The organism is Kitasatospora viridis, from assembly GCF_007829815.1.
Classification (GTDB): domain Bacteria; phylum Actinomycetota; class Actinomycetes; order Streptomycetales; family Streptomycetaceae; genus Kitasatospora; species Kitasatospora viridis.
Genome location: NZ_VIWT01000002.1, coordinates 228,549 through 245,635, shown reverse-complemented (window position 1 = coordinate 245,635; position 17,087 = coordinate 228,549). Strand labels below are relative to the sequence as shown.

At 72.7% G+C, this 17,087-nt stretch carries 20 protein-coding genes and 1 pseudogene; 10 read left to right on the top strand and 11 right to left on the bottom strand.

Translation table 11 applies throughout. From position 1 onward, the window contains the following. Positions 1 to 12: 12 nt before the first annotated feature. From FHX73_RS28360 to xylB, 3 genes are all read right to left on the bottom strand, one after another. Positions 13 to 684, bottom strand: a complete 672-nt coding sequence (locus FHX73_RS28360; protein WP_145908741.1) for a FadR/GntR family transcriptional regulator — start codon at positions 682 to 684, stop codon at positions 13 to 15. A gap of 76 nt (positions 685 to 760) precedes the next feature. After that, on the bottom strand, positions 761 to 1,921 hold the full coding sequence (locus tag FHX73_RS28355) for an ROK family protein (protein ID WP_145909170.1): 1,161 nt from the start codon (positions 1,919 to 1,921) through the stop codon (positions 761 to 763). Between the two features lie 71 nt (positions 1,922 to 1,992). Continuing rightward, positions 1,993 to 3,423, bottom strand: coding sequence for a xylulokinase (gene xylB / locus FHX73_RS28350; RefSeq protein WP_145908740.1), 1,431 nt, complete (start codon positions 3,421 to 3,423; stop codon positions 1,993 to 1,995). A 118-nt stretch (positions 3,424 to 3,541) separates the two neighbouring features. Here xylB and xylA point away from each other — a divergent pair, with 118 nt between their 5' ends. Further along, on the top strand, positions 3,542 to 4,714 hold the full coding sequence (gene xylA / locus FHX73_RS28345; RefSeq protein ID WP_145908739.1) for a xylose isomerase: 1,173 nt from the start codon (positions 3,542 to 3,544) through the stop codon (positions 4,712 to 4,714). Between the two features lie 75 nt (positions 4,715 to 4,789). Here xylA and FHX73_RS28340 read toward each other — a convergent pair whose 3' ends face one another. Further along, a complete protein-coding gene (locus FHX73_RS28340; RefSeq protein WP_145908738.1) occupies positions 4,790 to 5,086 on the bottom strand; it encodes a hypothetical protein in 297 nt (98 codons plus the stop codon). Positions 5,087 to 5,308: 222 nt separating this feature from the next. Between FHX73_RS28340 and FHX73_RS28335 the strand changes: the two genes are divergently transcribed. Together FHX73_RS28335 and FHX73_RS28330 are read left to right on the top strand one after the other, a co-directional pair. Beyond that, positions 5,309 to 5,623, top strand: a complete 315-nt coding sequence (locus tag FHX73_RS28335) for a hypothetical protein (RefSeq protein ID WP_145908737.1) — start codon at positions 5,309 to 5,311, stop codon at positions 5,621 to 5,623. Between the two features lie 180 nt (positions 5,624 to 5,803). Further along, positions 5,804 to 6,265: a MarR family winged helix-turn-helix transcriptional regulator gene (locus tag FHX73_RS28330; protein ID WP_145908736.1), complete on the top strand. Its 462-nt coding sequence runs from the start codon at positions 5,804 to 5,806 to the stop codon at positions 6,263 to 6,265. Between the two features lie 41 nt (positions 6,266 to 6,306). Here FHX73_RS28330 and FHX73_RS28325 read toward each other — a convergent pair whose 3' ends face one another. The 4 genes from FHX73_RS28325 to FHX73_RS28310 form a co-directional block, all read right to left on the bottom strand. Beyond that, the gene (locus FHX73_RS28325; protein ID WP_145908735.1) at positions 6,307 to 6,816 is read right to left on the bottom strand and encodes a hypothetical protein; all 510 of its coding nucleotides are present in this window, start codon (positions 6,814 to 6,816) and stop codon (positions 6,307 to 6,309) included. Positions 6,817 to 6,948: 132 nt separating this feature from the next. Continuing rightward, on the bottom strand, positions 6,949 to 9,396 hold the full coding sequence (locus FHX73_RS28320) for a SpoIIE family protein phosphatase (RefSeq protein ID WP_145908734.1): 2,448 nt from the start codon (positions 9,394 to 9,396) through the stop codon (positions 6,949 to 6,951). Between the two features lie 409 nt (positions 9,397 to 9,805). Beyond that, on the bottom strand, positions 9,806 to 10,426 hold the full coding sequence (locus tag FHX73_RS28315) for a hypothetical protein (protein ID WP_145908733.1): 621 nt from the start codon (positions 10,424 to 10,426) through the stop codon (positions 9,806 to 9,808). A 109-nt stretch (positions 10,427 to 10,535) separates the two neighbouring features. Then, positions 10,536 to 10,985 carry an Lrp/AsnC family transcriptional regulator gene (locus FHX73_RS28310; RefSeq protein WP_145908732.1) on the bottom strand — a complete coding sequence of 150 codons (450 nt, stop codon included), beginning with the start codon at positions 10,983 to 10,985 and terminating at the stop codon, positions 10,536 to 10,538. Between the two features lie 121 nt (positions 10,986 to 11,106). Between FHX73_RS28310 and FHX73_RS28305 the strand changes: the two genes are divergently transcribed. Next, complete coding sequence (locus tag FHX73_RS28305) at positions 11,107 to 11,907, top strand: hypothetical protein (protein WP_145908731.1); 801 nt, start codon at positions 11,107 to 11,109, stop codon at positions 11,905 to 11,907. A 6-nt stretch (positions 11,908 to 11,913) separates the two neighbouring features. Here FHX73_RS28305 and FHX73_RS28300 read toward each other — a convergent pair whose 3' ends face one another. After that, complete coding sequence (locus FHX73_RS28300) at positions 11,914 to 12,441, bottom strand: GNAT family N-acetyltransferase (RefSeq protein ID WP_145908730.1); 528 nt, start codon at positions 12,439 to 12,441, stop codon at positions 11,914 to 11,916. Between the two features lie 254 nt (positions 12,442 to 12,695). Between FHX73_RS28300 and FHX73_RS28295 the strand changes: the two genes are divergently transcribed. The 4 genes from FHX73_RS28295 (at position 12,696) to FHX73_RS28285 (ending at position 14,802) form a co-directional block, all read left to right on the top strand. Then, the gene (locus FHX73_RS28295) at positions 12,696 to 13,277 is read left to right on the top strand and encodes a radical SAM protein (RefSeq protein WP_145908729.1); all 582 of its coding nucleotides are present in this window, start codon (positions 12,696 to 12,698) and stop codon (positions 13,275 to 13,277) included. Continuing rightward, positions 13,274 to 13,444 carry a multiple cyclophane-containing RiPP AmcA gene (gene amcA / locus FHX73_RS44980; RefSeq protein WP_170305111.1) on the top strand — a complete coding sequence of 57 codons (171 nt, stop codon included), beginning with the start codon at positions 13,274 to 13,276 and terminating at the stop codon, positions 13,442 to 13,444. Before FHX73_RS28295 ends, amcA begins: the two co-directional genes overlap by 4 nt. Before the next feature lie 70 nt (positions 13,445 to 13,514). After that, positions 13,515 to 14,063, top strand: a complete 549-nt coding sequence (locus FHX73_RS28290) for a pentapeptide repeat-containing protein (RefSeq protein WP_170305110.1) — start codon at positions 13,515 to 13,517, stop codon at positions 14,061 to 14,063. 22 nt (positions 14,064 to 14,085) lie between these two features. Continuing rightward, the gene (locus FHX73_RS28285; RefSeq protein ID WP_145908727.1) at positions 14,086 to 14,802 is read left to right on the top strand and encodes a hypothetical protein; all 717 of its coding nucleotides are present in this window, start codon (positions 14,086 to 14,088) and stop codon (positions 14,800 to 14,802) included. Between the two features lie 28 nt (positions 14,803 to 14,830). On the opposite strand, the pseudogene FHX73_RS46500 reads toward FHX73_RS28285, so the two are convergent. Both FHX73_RS46500 and FHX73_RS28275 read right to left on the bottom strand, forming a co-directional pair. Continuing rightward, positions 14,831 to 14,980: pseudogene (locus FHX73_RS46500) on the bottom strand (glycosyltransferase family 2 protein); the annotation flags it as partial. Positions 14,981 to 15,023: 43 nt separating this feature from the next. Beyond that, positions 15,024 to 15,506 carry a Rieske (2Fe-2S) protein gene (locus FHX73_RS28275; RefSeq protein WP_145908726.1) on the bottom strand — a complete coding sequence of 161 codons (483 nt, stop codon included), beginning with the start codon at positions 15,504 to 15,506 and terminating at the stop codon, positions 15,024 to 15,026. Between the two features lie 148 nt (positions 15,507 to 15,654). Here FHX73_RS28275 and FHX73_RS28270 point away from each other — a divergent pair, with 148 nt between their 5' ends. Together FHX73_RS28270 and FHX73_RS28265 are read left to right on the top strand one after the other, a co-directional pair. Next, positions 15,655 to 16,314: an HAD family hydrolase gene (locus tag FHX73_RS28270; RefSeq protein ID WP_145908725.1), complete on the top strand. Its 660-nt coding sequence runs from the start codon at positions 15,655 to 15,657 to the stop codon at positions 16,312 to 16,314. A gap of 184 nt (positions 16,315 to 16,498) precedes the next feature. Beyond that, a complete protein-coding gene (locus tag FHX73_RS28265) occupies positions 16,499 to 17,086 on the top strand; it encodes a hypothetical protein (protein ID WP_145908724.1) in 588 nt (195 codons plus the stop codon). Position 17,087 lies beyond the last annotated feature (1 nt).

Below are 17,087 nucleotides of genomic sequence, written 5' to 3'. Positions count from 1 at the left end.
ACATCCGGACGTTCAGAGCGCCTTGCGCAGCCACTCCACCACGCCGCCGACGTGCACCGCCGCCCGTGCCTTGGCCGCCTCCACGTCGTGCGCGACCAGCGCGTCGAGCAGCCCGCGGTGCTCGGACATGGTGCGCTCCACCGCCTGCTCCTGGGTGACGCCCCGCCAGATCCGGGCCCGCGCCGTACGGTGCGCCAGCGAGTCCAGCAGCGAGGCGAGCACGTCGTTGCCGCCGGCCCGGGCGATCAGCCGGTGGAACTCCAGGTCGTTCGCGACCAGCTCCTCGACCGTCGGGTCCGGCCCGACGCTGTCGAGCAGCGCGGCCAGCTCGGCCAGCTGCTCGTCGGTCGCCCACTGGGCCGCCAGCCCGGAGGCCGCGGAGTCCAGCACCGCCCGCACCTGGAACAGCTCCACCACCGACTCGTCCTGGTGCAGGTCGAGGATGAAGGTGAGCGCCTCCAGCAGCAGCGAGGGCTCCAGGCTGGTCACGTAGGTGCCGTCGCCCTGCCGCACGTCCAGCACGTTGAGCAGTGACAGCGCCTTCACCGCCTCCCGCAGCGAGTTGCGGGAGAGCCCCAGCTGCGCCGCCAGGTCGGGCTCCTTGGGCAGCCGGTCACCGGGCTTGAGCCGGCCCGAGAGGATCATCGTCTTGATCTTCTCGATCGCCTCGTCCGTCACGGCCACGTCAGTGCCTCCCAGCGCAGTGCTCCGATGTCTGACCGGTCATTATGCACGCTGCGCCGGGACGGCCCCGGGCCGGTCAGGCCGCTGGCAGCCGGGTCGGGTCCGCGATCAGCTGACGGGTCGTCACCAGGGCCGCGCCGAGCAGCGCGCCGCGCCGCCCCAGCAGCGAGGGCCGCAGGGCCTCGGACGGCCAGGGCCGAACGGTGACCCGGGCGGCCAGCTCGGCGCGGACCGCCGGCAGCAGCCAGTCGGCGAGCTCGGCGTAGGCGCCGCCCAGCACCAGGCCGTCCGGGTCGACCAGGTTCACCGCGGAGGCGAGGGCCAGCCCCAGGGCGCGGCCCGCCCGCTCCAGCGCGCGCAGCGCCGCCCGGTCCCCCGCGCCCGCCCGCCCGGCCAGCAGCGCGACCGGGTCCCCCTCCCCCACGAGCCCGGCCTCGCGCAGCACGGCCGCCTCCCCCGCGTACTGCTCCAGGCACCCGCGCGAACCGCAGGAGCAGGGCAGGCCGTCCGGGTGGACGGGGATGTGCCCGAGCTCGCCGGCGAAGCCGCGCGCGCCGCGGAACAGCTGCCCGTCGACGATCAGCGCGGCGCCGATGCCGGCCTCGGCGGAGACGTGCACGAAGGTCTCGGCGCCGTGCCCGCCCTGCCAGTACTCGGCCAGCGCGCCGAGGTTGGCCTCGTTCTCCGGCTCGGGCACGGTCTCCGGGTCGGGCCAGTGGTCGGCAGGCCGCACGGCGTGCCAGCCGAGGTTGGGGGCGTGCTCGACCAGGCCCGGCTGGGCGCTCGGCACCACCCCGGGCACGGCCAGCACCCGGCCCTCGACGCGCAGCCCGAGCCCGTCCGCCTCGGCCTGCGCCTCGGCGCCCAGCGCCGCGACCTCGGCCAGCACCTCGCCGGCCGGCCGGCCCGCGTTGGCCCGCTCCACCCGCCGCCACACCCGGGCCTCGCCGCGCAGGTCCACCACGCAGGCGCCGAGGTGCGTGACGCCGACCTCCAACCCGAGGCCCGCCGGTCCGCTGTCGCTGACGGCCAGCGCCCGGCCGGGCCGGCCGACCCGGCCGCTCGGCGCGGTCTCCGCCTCGGTCAGCGCGCCGCGGCCGATCAGCTCGTCGACCAGCGAGGAGACGGCCGCCCTGGTCAGCCCGGTGAGGCCGGCGACGTCCGCCCGGGAGAGCCCGGAGAGCGGGCTCTGCCCGGCGATCGTGCCGAGCACCACCGCGAGGTTCTGCCGGCGCATGGCCTGCTGCGAGGCCGGTCCGCCCTCCGGGTTCCTGCTCACTGCGCCGACCGCCACTCGCGACGTCCCTCCTACTGGTCCCGCGCCGGGGCGCCCTGCAGCGCCCCTGCCCGACGCAGGGTAACCGTGATCCTCTCAAGCGCCTCGTCGTCGCGCGCCACCGGCTCCAGCAGCAGGCCCTCGGCGGTCCGCCAGCGGCAGGCCACCGCGTCGGCCGGCTCCCCGGTGACCAGGGCGGCCGCCTGCGCGGCGGCGCCGAGCGCGACCAGCTCCGCGGCGGCCGGCACCTGGACGGCGCGACCGCTCAGGCGCAGCACGGTCCGCTGCCAGGCCCGCCCGCGGGCGCCGCCGCCGATCAGCAGCAGCGGCACGTCCTGGTCGGGGCTCTCGCCCCCCGCGCCCAGCACGTCTTCGAGGGCGGTGAGCAGGGCGTGGGCGGCGCCGTCGTAGGCGGCCTGGAGCAGCTGGCCCGGCGTGGTGTCGTGGCGCAGACCGTGCACCAGGCCGGAGGCGCCCGGCAGGTCGGGGGTGCGTTCGCCGTCGAGGTAGGGCAGCACCACCGCCGTGCCGCCCTCCTCGACCTCCTCGCGGTCGCGCCCGAGCAGGGCGGCGAAGCGGTCGACGGCCAGGGTGCAGTTGAGCGTGCAGGCGAGCGGCAGCCAGCCGCCGAGGGCGTCGGCGAAGCCGGCCACCGTCCCGCTCGGATCGGTGGGGCGCTTGCGGCCGACGGCGTAGACGGTGCCGGAGGTGCCGAGGCTGAGCACCGGCTGACCGGGCGTCAGGCCGAGTCCGAGCGCGGCGGCCATGTTGTCGCCGGTCCCGGTGGCGACCAGCGTTCCCTGCCGCAGCGGCAGGTCGGGGCCGACGAAGCCGACCCCCGTGCCCGGTGCGAGGACCGGCGGCAGGAGGGCGGGGTCGAGGCCGATCCGGTCGAGGATCTCCCGGTCGTAGCCGTCCGGCCCCCACCAGCCGGTTCCCGAGGCGTCCCCGCGGTCGGTGGCCGGCTCGCCGGTCAGACGCTCCGTCAGGAAGTCGTGCGGCAGCCGGACGGCGGCGACCCGGTCGGCGGCGGCGGGCTCGTGCTCCCGCAGCCAGGCCCACTTGGCGGCGGTGAAGGCGGCGGTCGGGACGCTGCCGGTGCGCCGGGCGATCTCCTCCCGGCCGAACCCGTCCCGCAGCCGCGCGGCCTGCGGCGCGGACCGCACGTCGTTCCAGAGCAGGGCCGGGCGCACCGGCCGGCCGGCCGCGTCGAGGGTGACCAGCCCGTGCTGCTGGCCGGCCACCGACACGGCGACCGCCCGGTCCGCCCAGCCGGTCGCGGCCACCGCCTCGCCGAGCGCCCGCCACCACTGCTCGGGGTCGCTCTCCCGCCCGGCGCCCTCGCTGACGGTGTGCGCGGCGCGCCCCTGGCCGAGCACCGTCCCGGTCGCGAGGTCGACGGCGAGGGCCTTGGTCGACTGGGTGGAGCTGTCGACACCGATCACAACTCGCTGGGCTGCCATGCGTTCCTCCATCTGGGGGCTTCCTTCCGACGCCTCGGCATACTAATTTGTTTTTCGCCCTGACAAACACGTTTGCGGGCGGAAGTTTCCCGGTAGTGCGCAGTGATCGGAGCCAGCAGTGACCAGCGACCCCCTCGTTCCCACCCCGGCCGACAAGTTCACCTTCGGCCTGTGGACCGTCGGCTGGCAGGGCCGGGACCCCTTCGGCGACGCCACCCGGCCGGCCCTCGACCCGGTCGAGACCGTCCAGCGGCTCGCCGCGCTCGGCGCCTACGGCGTCACCTTCCACGATGACGACCTGATCCCGTTCGGCTCCTCGGACGCCGAGCGCGAGCAGACCGTCAAGCGGTTCCGCGCCGCCCTGGACACCGCCGGCCTGCGGGTCCCGATGGCCACCACCAACCTCTTCACCCACCCCGTCTTCAAGGACGGCGCGTTCACCGCCAACGACCGCGACGTGCGCCGCTACGCGCTGCGCAAGACCATCCGCAACATCGACCTGGCCGCCGAGCTCGGCGCCTCGGTCTACGTCGCCTGGGGCGGCCGCGAGGGCGCCGAGTCCGGCGCCGCCAAGGACGTTCGCACCGCGCTCGACCGGCTGAAGGAGGCCTTCGACCTGCTCGGCGAGTATGTCGAGCAGCAGGGCTACGACCTGCGCTTCGCCATCGAGCCCAAGCCCAACGAGCCCCGCGGCGACATCCTGCTCCCGACCGTCGGCCACGCCCTGGCCTTCATCAACGAGCTGGAGTACTCCGACCGGGTCGGCGTCAACCCCGAGGTCGGCCACGAGCAGATGGCCGGGCTCAACTTCCCGCACGGCATCGCCCAGGCCCTGTGGCACGGCAAGCTCTTCCACATCGACCTCAACGGCCAGTCCGGCATCAAGTACGACCAGGACTTCCGCTTCGGCGCCGGCGACCTGCGCCAGGCCTTCTGGCTGGTCGACCTCCTGGAGTCGGCCGGCTACCAGGGCCCCAAGCACTTCGACTTCAAGCCCCCGCGCACCGAGGACTTCGACGGCGTCTGGGCCTCCGCCGCCGGCTGCATGCGCAACTACCTCCTCCTGCGCGAGCGCGCCCTCGCCTTCCGCGCCGACCCCGACGTCCAGGCCGCCCTCGCCGCCTCGCGCCTGCCCGAACTCGCCGCCCGCACGGCGGAGGACGGCCTGGCCGGCCTGCTCGCCGACCGCGCGGCCTTCGAGGAGTTCGACGTCGACGCGGCGGCCGCCCGCGGCATGGCCTTCGAGCAGCTCGACCAGCTGGCGCTGGAGCACCTGCTCGGCGCGCGCTGAACCGTTGAGCGAGTGCGTGCCACGGTCTGCGGACCATGGCACGCACTCGGCAGTCGTTCGTCAGGCGTCGATTCGTCAGGCGTTGCAGGTGATCTGCGCGCTGGACTGCCAGAGGGTCGGAGTGATCCGGTAGGCGATCGGCGCCTTGGTCAGCGAGCACTGGGCATCGGTGTAGCCCGCCGCCATGGCCTGGGCGTGGGCACTGTTGTAGGCGCTGCTGTTCGAGAGGTAGGGGCTGCCACTGAAAGCATTGCCGACGAAAACCGCCTGCCCGGTGACGGCAGCCTGAGCGCTGGCCGGCAGTGCGCCGACGGTCAGCAGGAGGGCGCCGGCGGCAAGGGTGGTGCCGAGCGCGCGCTTGAGGACGGTCATGATGAGGCCCTTCCGGGGACTGTGGCTCCTCGGTCCGGGGAGCCACGACTTCGAGGATCTGTGGAGTCTCGGTGCAGATCGGAATCCTGTCGTGGCAGTAGGGTGCGGACAAGGGCCGTACTCGCTTTCTGCGCGCTCTTCTCCCCACGTGCAGGGGACATGACGCCGCGCCAGCTGAAGCGCCCAGGCCCGCCCCGGCCCGACAGAGCGGAGCCCCACCCCATGGACAGCCTCACCGTCGGCCGCGTCACCGTCACGCTTCCCACCCTGAACGAGCCCGGCCTCTACCTGTCCAACGTCACCTCCCTGGACTCCGCCCGGGGCATCGTCCAGGACTTCCATTACGCCGACGCCGATCTGCGCGACCTGGACCTGTCCGACACCAGCCTCATCACCGGCCGCATCGGCGGACTGCGGGCCGATCGTGTCCTGCTCGCCAAAGTCCGCCTGGAATCCGTCGAGTTCGACGTCTGCGACCTATCCCTGATCGCGGAGCTGGACGTGACCTTCGGCGACACCCTCAACCAACGCCGGTGACCCCATCCGGGAGGAGCCCGGACCCAGTGCGAAACCACCGGGGTCCGCAGCACCGTCGATGAGCCGGAGTACGTACCAGGGGCCGTCCTTGCCGCAGGGCTCACACCCGCCACAACGGCTTCGTGGCGGCAGCGCCACGACCTTGACCTCAACCGCACTTGAGCTTCTAGCCTGCCGATCATGACGACCGTAAGCACCCCGCAGAACCGCACCGCCACCCCCTCCCAGCCGCCCATCGCCCTGGTCGCCTGGGGCGCCACCGAGGCGATCCTGCGGCACTCGCAAGCCGCCCTGGCACGCATCGACGTGACCCAGCCGCAGTGGTGGGCGCTCAACAACATCGTCCGCGCCGAGCACGGGCTCACCAGGGAGGAGGTTCGCGCCGTGGCCGTGCCCTACGGCATGGACACCGAGGTGATCGTCCACGCCGCCGACGCCCTCGTACACCGGGGCTGGCTCAGCATCGGGACGGACGGCCGGCTGACCCTCACGGAGCAGGGCCGCGAGGGCCTGGCGACGGCGAAGGACCACATGGCCCGGGTGCGTGCGGAGTTCCTCGGCGACATCACGGAGGAGGAGTACGCCGCTGCGGTCTCGGTGCTCCAGCGGGTGACCGACAACCTGGCCCAGACGCTGCTGTGAAGATCGAGATCCGACCGCCGACCGCGAAGGTGCCGCCGGGCTCACCCCTGCCGGGAGGGCACGGCGGCGAGGCGGCCGAGCAGCGCGATCACGTTGATCCGGGCCGTCTTGTCGTTCGTCGCCGCCTGGTGGGCTTCGACGATCCGCGGGTCCACGTCGTCGCCCGGTGCGGAGAGGCCCACCCGCATCAGCTCGACGGTGTACTCGACGTACCGGGCGTGGTCGGCCGCGGCGGTCGCGGCCGCGACGTGGTCGATGCGGGCGGGGTCCGCACTACGGATCAACGCGGGGGTGAGCGGCGGGCCCAGCACATCCTCGACCCACCGCGAGAGGGCTTCCCGGGAACAGCCCCGTTCCAACTCGCAGGCCGCGGAGGCGGCGAGCGCCACGTGGATCAGGAGCAGGGCGAACCACTGGGCGGCCTCGTCGGGCGGCGTCCGCTCGCCGGCCGGTGGCATCACGGCCTCGTACAGACCCGCGGTGTCACCGACCCGCACTGCGGAGATGACGGCGTCCACGGCCGTGTTGATGGCATCCTGCTCGCTGGTCACGCCGCCGGTTCTCCTCATTGGTCTGTGACGGGACACCAACGTAGCGCTCCCGTCCACGGATTCGAGCCGCTTCGGGACAGTTCACTCTTCAGCGTGACGCCGGCGGTGCTGACGACCAGTCAGGGAGGCCCTTCACGGGAGGAGCGGCATCTCCGCCCAGATCGTCTTGCCGGTCAGGCTGTGCCGGGCCCCCCAGCGGTGTGCCATCTGGGCGACGAGCAGCAGGCCGCGGCCGCCCTCCTCCCAGTCACGGGCGCGGCGCAGGTGCGGGGCGGTGCTGCTGGCGTCCGAGACCTCGCAGATCAGGACCTGGTCGCGGATCAGGCGCAGGGTGATCGGCGGGGCCGCGTAGCGGATCGCATTGGTCACCAGTTCACTGATGATCAGTTCGGCCGCGTAGAGCTGCTCGCCCACGCCCCACTCGGACAGCCGTTGCGAGGCCGCCTTGCGGGCGGTCGCCACCGCGGACGGGTGGGACGGGATCTCCCAGGTGACGACGCGGTCGTCGTCCAGGGCGCGGGTGCGCGCGATGACCAGGGCGACGTCGTCGCGGGGGCGCCCCGCCACCAGGTCGTCGAGGACGGCGTCGCAGGCGTCTTCCAGCGAGGGACCGGTGCGTGCGAGCACCTGGCACAGCCGCTGGTAGCCCTCGTCGACGTCGCGCTCGCGGGTCTCGACCAGACCGTTGGAGAACATCGCGACCAGGCTGCCTTCGGCCAGCTTCACCTCGGTCGCCTCGAAGGGCAGCCCGCCGCCGACGCCGAGCGGCGGGCCGATCGACACCCGGGCTGCCTCTGGCGTGCCCGCCGGCGGCAGGATCACCGGCGGCGGATGCCCGGCGCTGGCCATCGTGCACGTCCGGGACACCGGATCGTAGATGGCGTAGCAGCAGGTGGCCCCTATCTCGCCGACCTCCCCCGCTGCCCCGGCCTCCTCCGACAGCCGCACCACGAGGTCGTCCAGGCTGGTCAGCAGCTCGTCCGGCGGCAGGTCCACGTCCGAGAGGGTGCGCACGGCGGTGCGCAGCCGGCCCATGGTCGCGGTGGCGCGGATGCCGTGGCCCACGACGTCGCCGACGACCAGGGCGATGCGGGCGCCGGAGAGCGGGATCAGGTCGAACCAGTCGCCGCCGATCCCGGAGCGCGTCGACGCCGGGACGTACCTGGAGGCCGCTTCCATCGCCGCCTGCTCCGGCATGCGCTGCGGCAGCAGGCTGTGCTGCAGGGAGAGCGCGGTCTCCCGCTCACGGGTGTACCTGCGGGCGTTGTCGATCGCGACGGCGGCCCTGGCGGCCAGTTCCTCGGCCAGCAGGAGGTCGTCCTGGCCGAACCGCTCCATGCGGTCGGCGCGGCTGCGGCGGTAGAACACGGCGACGCCGAGCGTCACCCCGCGGGCGCGCAACGGCACCGCCACCATCGAGTGGTAGCCCTGGTCCCGGATGATCGCGGCGCGGCGCCGGTCCACCGCCATCCAGTGGACGAACTCGGGGTCCTCGGCGTTGCAGAGCACTCCGGCGCCCGTCGCGAGCGCGCGCGCCGGCGGTGTGAACTCCGGATAGCTGTCGGTGGTGCCGAGCTCCAGCACGGTCGGCAGCCGCGTGCCCGGGGCGAAGCGGTGCGCGATCCGCCGGAGCATCACACCGCCGGCGAGCTCCCCGGCGCTCGGTTCGATGTCGGCTTCGAGGGCGGTGAGCAGGTCGACGCTGGCGAAGTCCGCGAACTCGGGGACCGTCACCTCCAACAGCTCGCGCGCGGTCCGGCTGAGATCCAGCGTGCTGCCGATCCGGCTGCCGGCCTCGTTGAGCAGCAGCAGGCGCTTGCGCGCCCAGAACTGCTCGGTCATGTCGTGGGCGACCAGGGCGACACCGTGCACCGTGCCGTCGGGGTCGTCGGGGTCCTTCAGGGGCGCGAAGTCGACGGACCAGGCGTGGATCCGCCGCTCGCCCCCGGTGCGCTGGAAGCTCTCCAGGTGCACCGGCTCGCCGCTTTCCAGCGCGCGGCGCAGTCCGTCGGCGAGCTTGGCGGACTGCGGCTGGGTGGTGATGTCGAGGATGCCCAGGCCGCGCAGCGCGCTGTCCGGCAGGCCGACGACGGGAACCATGGCCTGGTTGGAGCGGCGGTACCGGAGCTGCGCGTCGTACAGCGAGACCGAGCAGTGCGGCGCCTGCTCGAAGGCCCACCGCGCGAGGTCCTCGTCCCCGGGCCGGGGTTCCGAGCCCGTCAGGGCGCACAGGACACGCCAGCCGTCCGGCCCGTTCCCCTCCGCGCGGCTGTGGTGCGCGATCACGGTCACCTCCACGCGCCGCCCGTCGCGGTGCCGCAGGGCGAGCGGGCCGCTCCACCGTTCCGGGGCCCCGGCCACGGCGCTTCGTACGTCGTCGCCGGTGACGGGCTCGATCAGCAGGTCCGCCGCGGGCCGGCCCACGACCTCGTCGGCGGGGTAGCCCAGGAGCCGCTCGGCATCGGCGTTCCAGCCTGTCACGCACCCGTGGACGTCGACGATCGCCACCGCCGTGCCCGTTTCGCCGCCGCCCCACTGGGTCGGCCGGCTCCCTGGAAGGCGCCCATCCTGTTTCGTCACGGCTTGCTCACTCACGGAGTCCGGGATCACCAGCCTAGCCCCGCCCGGAAACCACCAACAACAGCACCGATCACGCTGTTGACGGCAACTGGACGCACCTCGCTGCCAGGGCAGTTGCGCGTGCCGCACCGCCTGCACCAGCTACCGGATCCGCCGGGACGCTCGACGGCTCGTGGCAAGGGCGTCTCCCGGCGAGCAGCGGGCGGCCCGGATGATGATCGATGCACCCTCAGACGTCTGAAGGTGCATCAGACGAAGGCGGGCTCAAGCGGTCGGCGCAGCTGTCCGCGAGCCGGGACACCTCGTCGAAGTCATGCGTGGCGGGGACGAAAATCACGGCTTGAGCTCGCCCGCGCGACCCTCGGCGAGCTGCAACACCGCCTCGAATCCGAACTGCCCTGACCCGCGCTCAAGCGGTCAGTCCAGGTCGGCACTCGCGGAGGTGCATCAGCACAGCAGTGCTGCCGGCCGGAACGACCGGGGGCAGCAGCCGGCGGTAGCGGAGACGCTTGCCCTCCCCGTAACGGGCACGGCCCGGAAGGTCCGGAGCTCCGCTGTGCCACCAGACCAGGACCGGCCCGCGCCCCGCTCGTCGCGGGACGGCGAGGTGGCCCGCCCGAGCGAGGGCGCCACCGGCCGCGACCAGGGAGACGTCCAGGGCGGGGCGCGTCGGCGTGCCCTGCCACCTCCGCTTCGAGCCCGCGCGGACACCGGAGTCCCAGTCGTAGCCCGCGTCCCGTACCGCGCGGGCGACCTCGGCCGCCACCTCGGCGATGTCGCCCTGCCACAGCCCCGTGACCGTCTCCCAGCACGGATCGGAGCCGACGACGCCGGCTCCCGTCCTGCGTTCGACGACCTGCCCCCGGTACGCCCCGCAGCGTCCTGCGTATCGGCGCAACATCCGTGCCCCGCGCCGGCGTTGCCGCACCATTCCGGGCGGGGCCCCGAGCGCGAGGACGGAGAGGATCGAGACGACGCCCGCCAGCGGAGCGAGCGGGGCCACCCTGGCGAGCCTCGCGAAGACACTCATGCGCACCTCCGCCCCTAGTTTCCGCGGAGTCGGACACCTCGCCAAGGTGCGGGCCACTCAAGCGACTTGAGTAGCCCGACCCTTGACAGTGGCCCGCGCAGCCGCAGCATCAGGACCCGATGACGCGGTCCAGGCCCAGCGACACCTCGTGCAGGACGAGGCGGCTGTGGACCTGCCGCACGCCCAGTTCGGCCTTGAGGCGGTCGACCACGGTCTCGAACTCGCGCGAATCGGTGCAGGCCAGGCGGAGTTGGAAGTCGTAGTCGCCGGTGACCCGCATCGCGCCGATCACCTGGGGCACCTCTGCGAGCTGCGCTTCGAAGGCGCGGCGGTCCGTGTCGTCGCGCAGGCGGATGTCGCTGATCATCTGCATGCCGCGGCCGAACGCCTCCAGGTTCAGCTCGGCCCGGTAGCCCTGGATGACACCGGCCGCCTGGAGCCGACGCACCCGGTCGGCCACCGTGTTCGCGGACAGCCGGACCTGACGGCCCAGCTCCTGGTAGGTCGCCCGGCCGTCCTGAAGGAGGAGAACAAGAAGCTGTCGATCGATGTGGTCCACGCCACGATGCTACGTATTGCTCGACCAATCCAGGAATATGCCGAGTATTCCTCGGCGCTCCGGCCTAGTGTGGCGAGATGTCCGAGCCAATATCGGGCCGATCGGCGAGAGACTCTCGAACATGGAACTGCTGCTGTTTCGCGCCGCCCTCGCTCCATTGCTCGTCCTGCTCGCCACCCTCGTCGCGCGCCGGCTGGGACCGCGCCGGGGCGGGCAACTGCTCGGCGCACCGACGACCACCGGGCCGTTCCTCGCGGTGACTTGGCTGGGTTACGGTCCCGCGAAGACGGCGGCTGCCGCGCACGGCTCCGTCACGGGCACCCTGGTCGTGGCGTGCTTCTGCCTCGCCTACGGACGCCTCGCAGCGGGCCGCCGGCCGACCCGGACGCTCGCGGCGGCCCTGCCCTGCGCGGCCGGGGCAGCTCTGGTGGGGGCGGGCTGCGAGAGCGTCTGGGTCTCCGGCGGGCTGGCCCTGGCCGTGGCCGTCGTCGGGCTACGGACCCTCCCGGCCAGCGGTGCGAGCGGCCGACCGCCGAGGCCCGCCCAGAGATGGGAGCTACCGGCGCGGATGCTGCTGTCGGGCGCGACCGTGCTGGTGGGCGTTGCCGCTGCCAACGCGCTCGGGCCCTTCCTCGGCGGGGTCGTCTCTTCCCTGCCCGTGCTTCTGGCGATCATGGTCCCCTCGGTACACCGCTCGGCCGGCGCGCCGCCCGCCACTGACATGACGCGCGGCGCTCTGAGCTCGGCCGTCGGCACCCTGGGCTTCCTCCTCGTGCTCTGCCTCGCCCCCGTGCGCCTCGGCCCGCTCGCCTGCCTCGTGCTGGCGCCCGCCGCGTTCGTCATCGGCACGTCCCTGTTGCGATGGTGCGCGCTGCGGGTGGCCAGTGCTCAACCCGTCATGGGGTGGACAGGGATCCGATGATCTCGTTCAACGCCGTCGAACCATGGCGACGAGCCGAGGCGACTCCGGCGACGGCTGCTGGCTGTTGATGGCCCGATAGCCCCAGGACTCGTACACGCCTTGAACCTTGCCCTCCCCTGCGAGCGGATTGACCATCAGCGTGACGCGGCCCTCGGTGCGCTGAGCGAGGAGTTCGTCGTGGATCCGGCGGGCGGTGCCAGTGCCGCGCCAGGGGGTACGGACGCCGATCTCCTTGATGACCAGCACAGGGCTGTCGGCGTAGCCGTCGGGCAGCGGTTCGGTCATGCGCTTCCAGTACCGGTCGTTGGCGTCGGCGGTGTTGCCGTAGGCGTAGCCGATCGGGTCGTCGCCGTGGTAGCCGAGGACGAGTTCGAAGCCGGGTTCGGTGGCGTGCCGGTCGAGGCGTTCGGCGAACGTTTCGACGCGGTAGTTGGGCAGGTGCAACAAGGGCGCCCGGACGTCGGCGTAGACGTCGAGCAGATCCTGACGGGCCCGCGCGGTGAGGTCGGCATGGTGGCGGAGCTCAAGGGTCACGCGGTGGTCCTCCTTGGCGTGTGGGCGTACTCCGCCCAGGTACGGGCCGGGCCGCTGCCCGCGGCGACGTCACCCAGCCTCGCTCCGAAGGCGTTCAGCATTCCGGTGATGCGGGGGGTGACCGGCGGCCTCGGCCGGGACCGACATGGCCGTGGCGACGGCAGGTTCGAGGGCACCTTGACCGAACTGGGCATGGGCGAGGCGGACGGTGGTGATCGCGTGGGATCGCCGGCCCGGAGGGGCTGCTGGACTTCATGGCCGGCCTGGGCTGCCACAGCGTCGGGCTGAACATGGAGGAGGCCGAGGGCGTCAACACCGACCGGGCGGTCCCCGCCACTGAACAGGCTCGCGAGTTCTGGCGCCGCACCATCGCCTGGTCCCGGCAGCACCGCGAGCTGACCGTCCGTGAGATCGACCGGCTCGGCGGCTACCTGCGGGCCGTCCGCACCGCAGGTCCGGCCGCGTGGGACGACACGCTGATCGACCCGATCCCCACCGTCTCCGCTACTGGGGACGTGGTCCTGCTCTCGCCCGAGTTCGCGGGCATCAGCGCCCCGGCATACGACGACTTCCGGGCCGGCAACGTCCTGGAGCTGACCATCGGCTCCATGCTGGACCGCGCGCACCACCTGCGGTACGTGCGCGAGTTCCTGGCCGGCCTGGACGAGTGCGAGACCCGGTGCCAGTTCTTCGGCTTCTGCCGCGGTGCCCAGGCCGGCAATCGCTACTTCGAGAACGGGCGCCTGGACACCACCGAAACCAACTACTGCCGCGTATCCGGACAAGCCCTCGTCACCGCACTGTCCGATACCGTCCGAGAGGAACGAGCAGCATGACCATCCTCGAACTGCTGGCCGCCACCGACTCCCCGGTGATCGCCGACCTGACGTCCAGTCAGCCCGTCGCCGGCCCCAAGTTCGACAACCGACCGACCTGGGACAACTACACCCCGAAGTTCGACAACCGGCCCACCTGGGACAACTGGTCCAAGAAGAGCAAGTAGCACATCCAACCTCCGCCGGGCCCCGCACCATCCGGTGCGGGCCCGGCCCGACAGAGCGGAGCCCGACCCCGTGGACAGCATCACCTTCGGCTGCGTCACCGTCACCCTGCCCAGCCTGAACGAGCCCGGCAGCTACCTGTCCAACGTCACCTCCCTGGACTCCGTCGAGTTCGACACCTGCGACCTGGCTAGCGCCCGCATCACCGACAGCAAGCTGTCCCGCGTCGTCTTCCGCAACTGCAAGATTCTGGGTGCCAGTCTCACCGGCGTGGCCCTGGACAACGTGCTCTTCGAGAACTGCAAGCTCGACTACACGAGCTTCGAGCAGGTCCGCGCCACCGGCCCCGTCGCGTTCTCCAAGTGCGTGCTCACCGAGGCGTCGTTCACCGGCTGCGCCCTGACCGGAGCGGTTCTGGACGCGTGTACCTTGCGGCTGACCGAGTTCGGCCGGGGCAAGTACAAGGACCTCGACCTGCGCGGCAACGACCTGACGTCGATCCAGGGTGTCGCCAACCTCGACAAGGTGATCATCGACCGGGCCCAGCAGTCCGAGCTCGCCGAGGCCCTGATCACGGAGCTGGACGTGACCTTCGGCGACACCCTGAACGAACGCCGGTGAACAGCACCGGGAGGAGCCGGGAATGAACCTCGCCATCGCCCACACCGACCCCGCCGCCCTCATAGCCCGGTGCGAGACCACCGGCGCCCGCACAGTCGGCGGCGAGGCGGAATACGAGCCGGGGGCTGTCCTGCCTGCCGGCCCCTGGCAACCGCTGACCACTGAGCTGGCCGCGCGCCTCAAGCCGGCAGCCTCGACCTCCGACGGCACCCTGGTGGAGTTGGTCAAACTCCCCACCGGCCCGGTGCCCGCGAGCCTGGCGGCCCTGGCCGACCCGCTCGGAGATCCGGACGCCGTGCACCTCGGCCAGGCTGCCAGCCCCGCCAAGGCGCTGACCACCACTCCCAACTACCAGGACGGCCGCCGCATCGGATTGCACGTCGACAACTGGGACCGCCTGGACTACGAGTCCAAGCACACCGGCCGACGGCGCCTGTGCTTCAACCTCGGCCCCGGCAGCCGCTACCTTCTGCTCGCCGACCTCGACATCCGCGCAATCTGTCGCGCCCTGTACCGCGACCCCACCCGCCGCCATCCGCACACCGATGACCTGCGAGCCTACGTGGCCGGTCGCCGACCCCTGCGGGTCTACCGCATCTGCCTCAACCCGGGCGAGGGCTACATCGCCCCCACCGAACTGCTGCCTCACGACGGCTCGACCGAGGACCAGGACGAGCCGTCCGCCGCCGCATTCTGGCTCGGTCACTGGCCGCGCGGCGTCCTGCCGAACCTGACCTGAGAGGCGTGACCGTGCGCCGGACAGGCCGTCAGATCACCGGCGGCCGACCCAGCTTCGCCATCCGCCACACCGTGCTCCAGCGCATCGGCTTGCGCGGCGGGCAAGGCGTGCGGACCCCTTCGAAGAAGCCGGACCACCACGCCTTGAGCCGTGACAGCGGCAGCCGGCGGGCCAGCGTGGACAGCAGCCGCGCCGTCGCGCCGCCCGCCGGCTTCTCGCCGTCAGCCGAAGGCGATCGAGGTCCCGGAGACCGTCACCTTCGCCTCCGGGAGCGGCAGGGTGGCCGGGCCGTTCGCCACGCTGCCGTCGGCGATCTTGAACTTGCTGCCGTGGCACGGGCAGTTGATGGTGCCGCCGGTCACGTCGGCGACGGTGCAGCCGCGGTGGGTGCAGATCGCCGAGAAGGCCTTGAACTCGCCCTGGGTGGGCTGGGTGACGACGACCTGCTGCTCCTTGAAGACCGTGCCGCCGCCCACGGGGATGTCGGAGGTGCTGACCGGGGAGGGCGCGCTGGAGGCCGAGGCGGAGGCGCTGGGCGCGGGCGGGGTGGGCGGGGCCGCCGGGGACGTGGGGGCCGGGGCCGCGGCCGGCTGGTCGCTTCCTCCCGAGCATGCGGCCAGGGCGGCGGCCAGTCCGGTGCTGCCCGCGACCGCGACGACCGCGCGGCGGGTGGGGAAGCCTGTTGAGCTGGAGGTCTCTGCCACTGCGTGTTCCTGTTCGGTGAAGAGTGCCGGGTGGTGCGGGCCGTGATCAGCCCGGAAGCAGGTTGCCCGCGTCCTCCGCTGATACGCCCGCCGACGGCCGATCGTTCAATGCGGTGGAGGGAATATCGGCCGTCAGTAGGCTGGCCCCGTGCAGCGACTGGCGCTCTTCGACCTCGACAACACGCTCATCGACCGCGATGCCGCCTTCCTCGCCTGGCTCGACGAGTTCGTCGCCGACCACGGGCTCGACGGTGCGGCGCGGGCCTGGCTGGTCCGGGCGGACGGCCGCACCGCCGGCCCGATGGACGGCTTCTTCCGTCTCGCCCGGCGGGAGTTCGGGCTGGCCCCGTCGGCGGAGGAGCTCTGGGGCCGGTTCCGCCGGCGGATGCCCGAGCTGGCTCACTGCCGGCCCGAGGACCTCGCCGCGCTCGGTGACTTGCGGGCCGCCGGCTGGCGGACGGCCATCGTGACCAACGGGATGACGGACAACCAGCGGGGCAAGATCCACCGCACCGGCCTGGCGCCTCTGGTGGACGCCTGGTGCATCTCGGACGAGGTCGGGATCCGCAAGCCCGACCCCGCGATCTTCCGGCTGGCGGCCCAGCGCTGCGCAACCACGCTCGACCGGGGCGGTTGGACGATCGGCGACAGCGGCGCCCACGACATCGCCGGGGGCCGCGGTGCGGGGCTCGGCACCGTCTGGATCCGGCGCGGTCGGACCTGGCCCGACGACCAGCCGGCGCCCGACCACGAGGCGGACACCGTCGCCGAGGCCGTCGCGATCCTGCTCGGTCGCTCGCCCCGGTGACCCACGGTCCCGTGCGGGCGTCATCGTGGGTTCCCGCAGTCCTGGGTCACGGCCGGTACGGAGGAGGAGTACGGGAGCCCACGATCCGGGTCGGCTGCGCGGGCCACTAGCGTGCCAGGCGCTCGGCCACCGGCGCCACCGCGCCGGCGGACCCCCTGGCAGCCGTCCCACCACGGGAGACCTGATGACCAAGAAGTGGACCACCACCGCCGCCGCACTCGCCCTGGCGCTCGGCCTGGCCGGCGCCGGCTCGGCGCAGGCCCAGGCCGCGGCAAGCCCCGCCGCCGCTGCCGCGACCGGCCCGAACCTGCTGACCGCGGGCGGCTTCGAGGGGAGTACGCAGGGCTGGCAGAAGCTGGTCCCGGCGGGCGGGATCGTCAACTGGGCCAACTACAACACGACTGCCGGCGCTCCCGCGCCGGCCTACGACGGCACCGGGTACCTGGCCTTCAACACCAACATCCTCGGCGGCTCGGTCTACCAGGACGTACCGCTCCAGTTCGGCACCTCGGGCACGGTCGAGGCCTCGGTGTTCCTCTCCTCGCAGTCCGGCCCCGCGACCGGCACCTTCTGCCTCTGGGGCCTGGTCCCCGGCGGCAACAACTACAACAGCTGCTCCGCCTACAGCGTCAACTCCTCGACCGGCTACGCGAACTACATCCTGATCACCCAGGTGCCGGTGGGCACCACCGACCTGCGGTTCCAGGTCTACCCGACGGCGAACGGCGGGACGACCGACATGGACGACGCGACCCTGTTCGGGGTCAGCTGAC